The sequence below is a fragment of the Vicinamibacteria bacterium genome, assembly GCA_035570235.1.
Lineage (GTDB): Bacteria > Acidobacteriota > Vicinamibacteria > Fen-336 > Fen-336 > DATMML01.
The window spans coordinates 1-8900 of the sequence record DATMML010000041.1 but is presented as its reverse complement, the minus strand read 5'-3'; the positions used below and the strand labels follow the sequence as shown (position 1 = coordinate 8900).

General features: G+C 68.8%; 8 protein-coding genes. 3 read left to right on the top strand and 5 right to left on the bottom strand.

Features of this window, described 5'->3' with window-relative positions:
• Positions 1-1124: hypothetical protein (locus tag VN461_07180; GenBank protein ID HXB54550.1), on the top strand; the 1124-nt coding region annotated here is incomplete at its 5' end.
• On the opposite strand, the gene VN461_07175 is transcribed toward VN461_07180, so the two are convergent.
• From VN461_07175 to xseA, 5 genes are read right to left on the bottom strand one after another with little or no spacing between them, the layout of a single operon-like run.
• Complete coding sequence (locus tag VN461_07175; protein ID HXB54549.1) at positions 1121-2005, bottom strand: NAD(+)/NADH kinase; 885 nt, start codon at positions 2003-2005, stop codon at positions 1121-1123. The two genes, VN461_07180 and VN461_07175, sit on opposite strands and share 4 nt — an antisense overlap.
• Entirely contained in the window at positions 2002-2793 is a 792-nt protein-coding gene (locus VN461_07170; GenBank protein HXB54548.1) for a TlyA family RNA methyltransferase, read from the bottom strand. The genes VN461_07175 and VN461_07170 overlap by 4 nt, the downstream gene beginning before the upstream one ends.
• Complete coding sequence (locus VN461_07165; protein ID HXB54547.1) at positions 2790-3719, bottom strand: farnesyl diphosphate synthase; 930 nt, start codon at positions 3717-3719, stop codon at positions 2790-2792. Before VN461_07165 ends, VN461_07170 begins: the two co-directional genes overlap by 4 nt.
• Positions 3700-3978, bottom strand: a complete 279-nt coding sequence (locus VN461_07160) for an exodeoxyribonuclease VII small subunit (GenBank protein HXB54546.1) — start codon at positions 3976-3978, stop codon at positions 3700-3702. Before VN461_07160 ends, VN461_07165 begins: the two co-directional genes overlap by 20 nt.
• Complete coding sequence (gene xseA, locus VN461_07155) at positions 3975-5360, bottom strand: exodeoxyribonuclease VII large subunit (protein ID HXB54545.1); 1386 nt, start codon at positions 5358-5360, stop codon at positions 3975-3977. Before xseA ends, VN461_07160 begins: the two co-directional genes overlap by 4 nt.
• A gap of 103 nt (positions 5361-5463) precedes the next feature.
• Here xseA and VN461_07150 point away from each other — a divergent pair, with 103 nt between their 5' ends.
• Both VN461_07150 and VN461_07145 read left to right on the top strand, forming a co-directional pair.
• Positions 5464-6594, top strand: coding sequence for a trypsin-like peptidase domain-containing protein (locus VN461_07150; protein ID HXB54544.1), 1131 nt, complete (start codon positions 5464-5466; stop codon positions 6592-6594).
• Positions 6595-6787: 193 nt separating this feature from the next.
• On the top strand, positions 6788-8518 hold the full coding sequence (locus tag VN461_07145) for an alpha/beta fold hydrolase (protein ID HXB54543.1): 1731 nt from the start codon (positions 6788-6790) through the stop codon (positions 8516-8518).
• Positions 8519-8900 lie beyond the last annotated feature (382 nt).

Below are 8900 nucleotides of genomic sequence, written 5' to 3'. Positions count from 1 at the left end.
GGCGCGCGGGTTTGCCGCTGGGCTTGGCGGCGGCGGCCGATCCGCAGGCAACCGCGCTCGCAGCCGTGCTCTTCCTCGGTCTTGCCGCGCGCTGGCCGCGGCGATCGCCGTTCCTGCTCCTCTGGACCCTGCCGGGAGCCGTGTTCTGGCTCCTCGGTGCGCCCTCCCCGACGGTGGGTCCGTCGCGGACGTCCGTGCTCGAACCCGGCCTGGGCGGTCTCCTGGTCTCGCCCGCCCAGGGCCTTCTCGTCTTTACGCCCGTTGCGGTCGTGGCGGCGGTGGGTCTCCTGCGGGCCTTCGCGCGGGGCGAGCAGTGGCTCGCGGTCACCCTGGGCTTGGGTTTCGTCGCCCAGTGGCTCTCGGTAGGGCTTTCTCCCGCAGGGCCGGGCGAGGGATGGGGGCCCTGCTCGCTGACCGCCGCGCTGCCCCTGCTCTTTCTCTTCCTGCCGGAAGGGATCGCGGTCCTGGGCAAGGTGGGCCCTCTGCTGGCCGTGGTGTCGATCGCGGTGCAGGCCTTGGGGGCTTTCTCCTACGACCACCGGTGGGACCGGCTTAATGAACCCTTCGGCACCGCATTGGTCTGGGATCCCGCCAAGAGCCCCATCGTGTTCCAGGCGCGTGAGCGGGTGATCCGTCCCGCCCTGCCCGCGATCAAGGACGGCCGGGCCCTCCTCTGCGAGCACCCCCTCGTTCTCTTCGGTCCCGTGGGGTCGCGGGTGACCTTCACCGGAGAGGACATCCAGGTCACGGGGGCGGAGCCTCTGCTGGGCGACGTCCACGCCCTAGCGGGGGCACAGGTGCAAGAGGGAAGGCTCAAGCTTCGAAGCCCGGGAGACGCGCTCTTCGTGCGCGTCAAGGCCAACGCTCGGGCCCGGCGCTTCGAGCTCCGGATCGCGGGCCGCGGCCATGGAACCCTCGTGGTGGGCGAGCGAACCTTCTGGAGTGCGGCCCCCCGAGAGGCCACGTATCCCGCGGATGGCGATTTCAAGCTCCGCCACCGCTACTACTACCCGGAGTCGGGGGGGGACGACGTCACCCTCGTGCTCCGCGCCGGGTCCATCGAGCTGCAGTCCGTGGCCCTCGTCTCCCCGGGCGAGCCCGAGAACGTGATCCGCTTGCCCTAGTGGCGGCGAACGCTCGAGTCTCCCCACTTGAGCTTGGTGCGCAGCACCTCGTAGTAGTCGCGGCCGGAGGCCTTGACCAGCCGGAGCCGGCGGGAGCTGCCGGTCACGGTGACGATGTCCTCGGGGGCGAGGGCGAAGCTATTTTGGCCGTCGAAGGCGGTGTACACGTCCACTCCCCGCGCGGTCACGAGCCGCACCTCGATGGTCGACTCATCACCCACCACCAGGGGCCGGTTGGCGAGCATGTGGGGGCAGATGGGAGTGAGGACGATCGCGGGCAGGGTCGGGTGCAGGATCGGCCCTCCCGCGGCCAGGTTGTAGGCGGTGGAGCCGGTGGGGGAGGAGACGATGAGTCCGTCGGCCCGAAAGGTGGAAACGAAGAAGCCGTCGACGCTCACCTCGAGCTCGATGATCCGCGAGGGCCCGGCCTTGGTGATGACCACGTCGTTCAAGACCTCCCCAACGACCTCGGGGAAGCCGGCCCGGCGGGCTCTCGCGTGGAGCAGCCGACGCTCCTCGTACTCGTAGCGTCCGTCCAGCACCGATTGCAATGTGGGAAGGAGCTCGGCCAGGGCGATCTCGGTGAGGAACCCCAGGCTCCCGAAGTTGACCCCGAGGATGGGGACGGAGGTCTCGAGGAGGCGGCTGGCCGCGAGGAGGGTGCCATCGCCGCCCAGCACGACAAGCGCGTCCGCCCCCGCCGCGACCTCCCGGCCCGAGGTCACCCGGCAGGCGGCGGCGGCGCCATCGCCTCCCAGGGCGGCCGTGGCCTCGTCCAGGCAGGTCCGGACTCCCCGCTCCTGTAGCCAGGCCAGAAGCTCGCGCAGGGCGGGCCCCGCTTCCACCAGGTCGGGCCGGGCCAGGACGCCGATCGTGGTCACGTCGCCACCGCCCGCGCCATCATGGCGTCGAAGGGCTCCGACCCCAAGGCCGGGCCCTCGCGGAGGAGGTGCAAGAAGAACTCGCGGTTCCCTTCCGCCCCCTCGAGGGGAGACGCACAAGCCCCGCGCACCGCGAAGCCGTGCTCGTGCTGCGCCGCCCAGGCCACGTCGCGGAGGGACTGCAAGTGGAGGCTGGGGTCCCGGACGACGCCCCCCCGTGGCACCCGGAAGCGGCCCAGCTCGAACTGGGGTTTCACGAGCACGACCAAGTGCGCCCCCGGGACCAGGATCCCGCGCAAGGCGGGCAGGATCTTGAGCACGGAGATGAAAGACACGTCCATGGTGGCGAGATCGCAGGGCTCCGGCACCTCGCGGAGGGAGAGGCTCCTGGCATTGGTCTGCTCCAGGACCACGACCCGCGGATCCGCGCGCAGCGATTCGTGGAGCTGCCCCCGACCCACGTCGACGGCGTAGACGCGGCGGGCGCCCCGGTCCAGGAGCGTCTCCGTGAAGCCGCCGGTGGAGGCGCCCACGTCCACCACCAGGCGATCCATGGGATCGACGGCGAAGGCGTCGAGGGCCCCGACGAGCTTGACCGCCCCGCGGCCCACGTGCGCGGGCCCGGGGGCGACCACGACCGCCGCCGAGTCCGCGACCTCCGTGCCCGGCTTGGTCTCGGGAGCTCCGTCGACCGTGACCCGTCCCGCCATGATCAGGGCCTGGGCCTTTTCGCGCGATTCCGCGAGGCCGCGCTGGGTCATCCAGACGTCGAGGCGCTCTCCCGTCAAGCCTGTCGCTCCACGATCAAACGGGCCAGGGTTTGGAGCAGGCGGGCGCGCTCGCCGAGCGGGGCGACCGCCTCCAGGGCCTCCGCCAGGAGCTCGGCCGCCATCCCGCGGGCCCGGGCCAGGCCGTGAACGCTCACGTAGGTCGCCTTCCCCGCCGCCTGGTCCTTGCCCGCCGTCTTCCCGAGCCGCTCGGCTCCCTCCGTGGCGTCCAGGATATCGTCCACCACCTGGAACGCCAGGCCGACCGCGGCCGCGTAGCGGGCCAGGGAGCGCGAGTCGGTCTCGTCCGCCCCCGCAAGGACGGCGGCCCCGCGCACGCAGGCGGAGATGAGGGCGCCCGTCTTGGCCCGGTGGAGGCGCTCAAGGGTGGCGGCATCGATGGTCTGCCCTTCCGACTCGAGGTCCAGCACCTGGCCCCCGATCAAGCCCGTCGTTCCGCAGGCCGCACCCAGAATCGCGGCGGCTTCCCGGCGCCGGTGGAGGCGGTCGTCATCCTCGTTCCCGCCCCCCTCGACCAGGAGGTGGAAGGCGCGGGTCAGCAGGGCGTCCCCGGCCAGAATGGCCATAGCCTCGCCGAAGACCTTGTGCGAGGTGGGCTTCCCGCGCCTCAGGTCGTCGTTGTCCATGGCGGGCAGGTCGTCGTGGATCAGGCTGTAGGTGTGGATCATCTCCACCGCGCAGGCGAGCCGAAGAAGTTCCACCGTATCGCCGCCCACGGCTTCTCCGGCGGCCAGGACCAGGAGGGGCCGGATGCGCTTGCCGCCCGCGAAGAGGCTGTAGCGCATGGCCCGGTGGATCGTGGTCGGCCAGGCGGTCTCGGGGGGCAGGGCCCGATCGAGCGCCTCCTCGACCGTGCGCCGATGGGCTTCCAGCGCCTCCCCGATCGCGCCCGAGGGGGAAGCGGCCTCAGAAGGGGGCGTCGTCATCGTCGCCCCTCCCTAGGGGCTTGGTCTGCGGGCGGCCCTGCTTGTCCAGAAGGAGGTCCCCCTTTGCGTCCTTCATCAGAATCTCGATCTTGCCCTCCGCCTCCTCAAGCTTGGCGTGGCAGAGGCGGGAGAGGTGGATGCCCTCCTCGTAGAGACGCAGCGACTCCTCCAGGGCCAGCTCCCCCTTCTCCAGCTTCTGGACGATCTCCTCCAGCTGCTTCAACCCCTCCTCGAAGCTGGGCGGCTCGGTCTTCTTCACGCCGGCTCCTTGAAGGTGACGGTGGCGCCTAGCCGGCCGCCGTGCAGGCGCACGAGCACGCCGTCCCCCACGCCCACCTGGCCGGGGTCGCGAAGGAGATGCCGCCCGGAAGCGTCCCACACGAGGGCGTAGCCGCGGGAGAGGACGGCTAGGGGAGAGAGGCTCTCGAGTTTGCCGGCCAGGCGGCCGAGGGCGGCGCGTCGCGCTTCGTTTCCGGTCCGGAACAAAGCCTGCGCACGCTCCCATTGGTGAGTGACACGCTCCCGACCCGCCGCCACCTGGCGGTCCCAGCGGAAGGCCTCGACCCGGCCGGCCGCGTGCCGGAGCCCGTCCCGCGCGCGCTCGAGGGCCCGGAGAAGCCCCTTCTCACCGCGCCGCCCGAGCTCGTCCACGCGCTGAGCGTGGTTCCTTATCCGCCCCCGCTCGACCTCGAAGACGCGGTGGGAGGTCACCCTTTCCACGCGGGCCCGGGTCTGGGTCAGGCGCAGCCGGGTGGCCGCCCCCAGCTGCTGCTCCAGGGCCGTCACCCGGGCGATCAGATCGACCTTCGCCCGGACCACGCGCTCCGCCGCCGCGGAGGGAGTTGGGGCGCGGAAGTCGGCCACGAAGTCCGCGATCGTGAAGTCGGTCTCGTGTCCCACCGCGGAGATGGTGGGTATCTCCGATGCGGCCAGCGCGCGCGCCACCGCTTCGTCATTGAAAGGCCAGAGGTCCTCGAGGCTCCCTCCTCCGCGGGCCACGATGAGCACGTCCAGGCCCTGGATGCGATTCAGGGCGCGGATGCCGGCCACGATCTCCCACACCGCCTCCGGTCCCTGGACGCGGGCGGGATAGAGCAGGACCCCCAAGTTCGAGTAGCGCCCGGCGAGGACGCGGAGGATGTCCTGCAGCACGGCCCCCGTGGGGGAGGTCACGAGGCCGACACGGCGCGGGAGCATGGGTAAGGGGCGCTTGCGCCCGGGGTCGAAGAATCCCTCCTTGCCCAGCCTCTCCTTCAACTCTTCGAAAGCCTGCTGCAGCGAGCCCTTGCCCAGGGGCTCCAGGACCTGGACTAACAGCTGGTAGTCGCCCCGGGGCGCGTAGACGCTTACGGATCCCCGGGCCACCACCCTCATGCCGTCCTTGGGGCGGAACTTGATCAGGCGAGCGTCGCTCTTCCAGATCACGGCCCGGATCTGGGCGTTTTCGTCCTTGAGCGAGAAGTAGTAGTGGCCCGAGGGGGGGGTCTTGAGGTTCGAGATCTCGCCTTCCACCCACACGTCCGCGAAATCCACCTCCAGGACGCCCTGGATGCGGTCGGTCAACTCGCTGACGGAGAGCGTCCTCCGGCGTGGAGGGCCGGGCTGGGGCTGGATTCCGAAGTCGAGTCCCTTCTGCTCCATCGTCCCCTGGCATTCTATTCGTTCTGCGCAGCTTTGGGGATGGGCGACGGGTTCGAGCGGAGGGTGGAACACGCTATGATCCAAAGACCAAGGAGCGATCGCAATGACAACGTCTTCAGCGTGGCGACCGTGGCTCTGGGCCGGCCTCGGGGCGGGGGTGGTCCTGGGGGCTCTCATCTCCGTGGCTCTGGACCGAGCGGTGCCTTCCCTCCGGCCCGTGGCCCTGGCCCAGCAGCGGACGGTGACGCCCCGCGGTCCCCTGGACCCCGACGAGAAGTCGACCATTGCCCTCTTTCGGACCGCCGCTGCCTCAGTGGCTTTCATCACCACCCAGACCCGCCGCATCGACTTCTGGACCCGAAACATACTCGAGGTGCCTCAGGGCACGGGCTCCGGCTTCGTCTGGGACGAGGACGGTCACATCGTCACCAACTTCCACGTCGTGCAGGACGCGACCTCGGCTGAGGTCACGCTGGGGGAAACTGCCTACCAGGCCACACTGGTGGGGACCGCTCCCGACCACGACCTCGCGGTGCTGAAGATCGGCGCCCCCCGGGAAAAATTGGTGCCCATCCACATCGGCACCAGCGACGACATCCAGGTGGGGCAGAAGGTCTTTGCCATCGGCAACCCCTTCGGTCTCGACCACACCCTCACGACGGGGATCGTGAGCGCGCTCGGACGGACGATCACGAGCGTCACCAACCGGCCCATCGACGGGGCCATCCAGACCGACGCCGCCATCAACCCCGGAAACTCGGGCGGCCCCCTGCTGGACAGCGGGGGACGGCTCATCGGAGTGAACACCGCCATCTACAGCCCCTCAGGAGCGAGCGCGGGGGTGGGGTTCGCCATTCCCGTGGACACCGTGAACCGCGTCGTCCCCCAGCTCATCGCGCACGGCCGCGTCCCCCGGCCCTACCTGGGGGTGTCCCTGGACGACCGGCTGAGCAGCGTGGTCACCCGCCGCATGGGGGTGGAGGGAGTGCTGCTCCGGGACGTGGAGCCGAACTCGCCCGCGGCGAGCGTGGGTTTGCGCGGCACCCACCTCGGCCGGGGCAGCTCCATCGTGCCCGGAGACATCGTGCAGGAGATCGACGGCCGCAAGGTCCGCACTTCCGACGACCTGCTCGGCCGCCTGGGCAACGCCAAGCCTGGAGATACCGTGACCCTATTGATTCTGCGCGACGGCCAGCCTCTCAAGGTCATAGTCAGACTGCGGGCCGCGGAGTGATCCAGCACTCCGGTGCCGCGTAGCGGCCGACACCCAGATTTGGCGGTACGTTGGAGGGGGTGCCGTTGCCAAGAGAGTTTGGCCAGGGCCCTCTTCTCTGTCATGCCTCAAGGCCTTTCTAAGGAGCAAAAGACGTTCCGCACAAGGTCGGCGGGGGTCAAGTGGAGAAAGGCCTTCTCTGAGGAGTTAGAAGATGCAAGGAATCACCACTCTCTTATTGGTGACCTCCATCTTCACGTCGGCAGCCGCCTCGGCAGCCGCCGCCCTGCTGCTGGAGCCCTGCCCGGAGAACGCGAAGGCCCGCTGCGGGACGCTCACGGTCTATGAGAACCGCGAGTCTCGGCAGGGTCGCACCATTCCCATCAAGGTGATGGTGATGCCGGCCACGGGTGCCATGCCAGCTTCCGACCCTATCGTCTTCTTCGAAGGGGGGCCCGGGGCCTCGACCGTCCAAGCGGCGCAGCGGCTGGCCGAGGAATTCCATGACCTCTCCGCCAAGCACGACCTGATCTTCATCGACCTTCGTGGGACAGGCAGCTCGAACGGTCTTAGCTGCGAACTGTTCGGGAAGGCGGGCGACCTGCAGAGTGCCCTCGGAGACCTCTTCCCATTAGAGGCCGTTCGCAAGTGCCGCGCGGAACTCACGTCCCGGGCCGACTTGGGGCTCTACACAACCTCCCTCTCTGTGGACGACGTGGACGACGTGAGGGCTGCTCTAGGCTATGAGCGGCTCAATCTCGTGGGGAGCTCCTACGGCACACGGGCTGCCCTGGTCTATATGCGACGGCACCCTGATCATGTCCGCACCGCTGTCCTCATGGGGGTCGATCCCCCGACGGCACCAGCGCCCCGGGACTTCCCAAGGGATGCCCAGCGCGCCCTCGACGGGATCTTCTCTGAGTGCGCCCGCGAAGCTCCCTGCGCGGCGGCGTTTCCGAACCTTCCCCAGGAGCTCGACGCGGTCCTGGCCCGACTGCGGAGGCAGCCCGCGGTAGTGGAGATCGTCCATCCGGAGACAGGAGAGCCGACGAAAGTGACCCTCAAGCCCGACCTCTTCGCTGAGGCTCTTCGCTATCTCTCCTACAATTCGGGAACGGCGAGCTTGATACCGGCTCTCGTGCACCAATCGGCCCTGGGCGACCTCGCGGCGGTCGCAGAATTCGCTCTTTTCGCGCGTCAGCAGGTGGGGGCGCTCACGGCGGGGCTTTACCTTTCGATCACCTGCGCCGAGGATCTTCCCCAAATCCGGCCGGAAGAGGCCGAGCGACTCGCCAAGAATACCTTCCTGGGGGACTACCGCTACCAACAGCAAAGCGCGGCATGCGGAGCGTGGGTGAGGGGAGCCGTGCCACCCGATTTCGCCACACCCATCCATTCGGACACGCCCGCTTTGCTCGTCACGGGAGAGCACGACCCGGTGACTCCTCCCCGTCTCGCCGCCGAAGGCCTCAAGACGCTCCCCGGCGGTGTGAGTGTCGTCGTGCCCCACGGGGGTCATGCACTCGATGGCCTCGAGGGGCTCGACTGCGTGAAAAGGCTGATCCGGGATTTCGTGGAGGCGGGTATGGTCCGAGGCCTCGACAGGACCTGTCTCGCATCTGTCCGGAGACCACCCTTCCCACTCGTTCCCCCAACGCTCAAGGCCGTGTCCCTCGGTGAAGACGCGCTCGCGAAGTTCGCGGGACGCTACGCAGCTGAGGGCTTGCCCGGCCCGGTCGACATCGCCCGGCAGGGAACAAAGCTCAAGATCAGCCTTCCGGGCCCCGAATCATTCATCTTGGTACCGGTGTCTCCCACACGATTCCGCGTGACGGGTACTCTCAACATCTTTGTCCTCTTCGAATTCAAAGAGGGTCGCGTGAGCCGAGCGACGTTCGAAGAAAACGGGGAGACGACCACGGTTCTCACTCCCGCCGGGACTTGAGGCCTCCCTCCGTGGGGTGACCCTCTCGCGAAGAAGATCTTTTCTGCCTCCGGATTTCACGAGGGGCGTCGCACAGCGCCTAAAGCGTGCACCTTGGCGGATCGTGCACCTAAACCGTGAAAAATGTCCGAGGTTTCCCGGGTTTGGGGGTTCTTCCGCACTCTCCGCGTGCTAAGCGTATGCGATGGGGCAAGCTACTGATGCGCCGAAACTTACGACGCGGCTGGTTCTGGAGAGCGTAGAGCGGACGTCGGCCGGCCTCGCCTCTCAGGAGGGGAGGCCGTTCTCCCCGACGGCGCCCGCCGTGGGCGCCGGGGAGATCCGCTGCGGCATTGGAGGGAGTGTCGAAGGGGAACGGGCAGAACCTGTCCCGCTGAGCTTT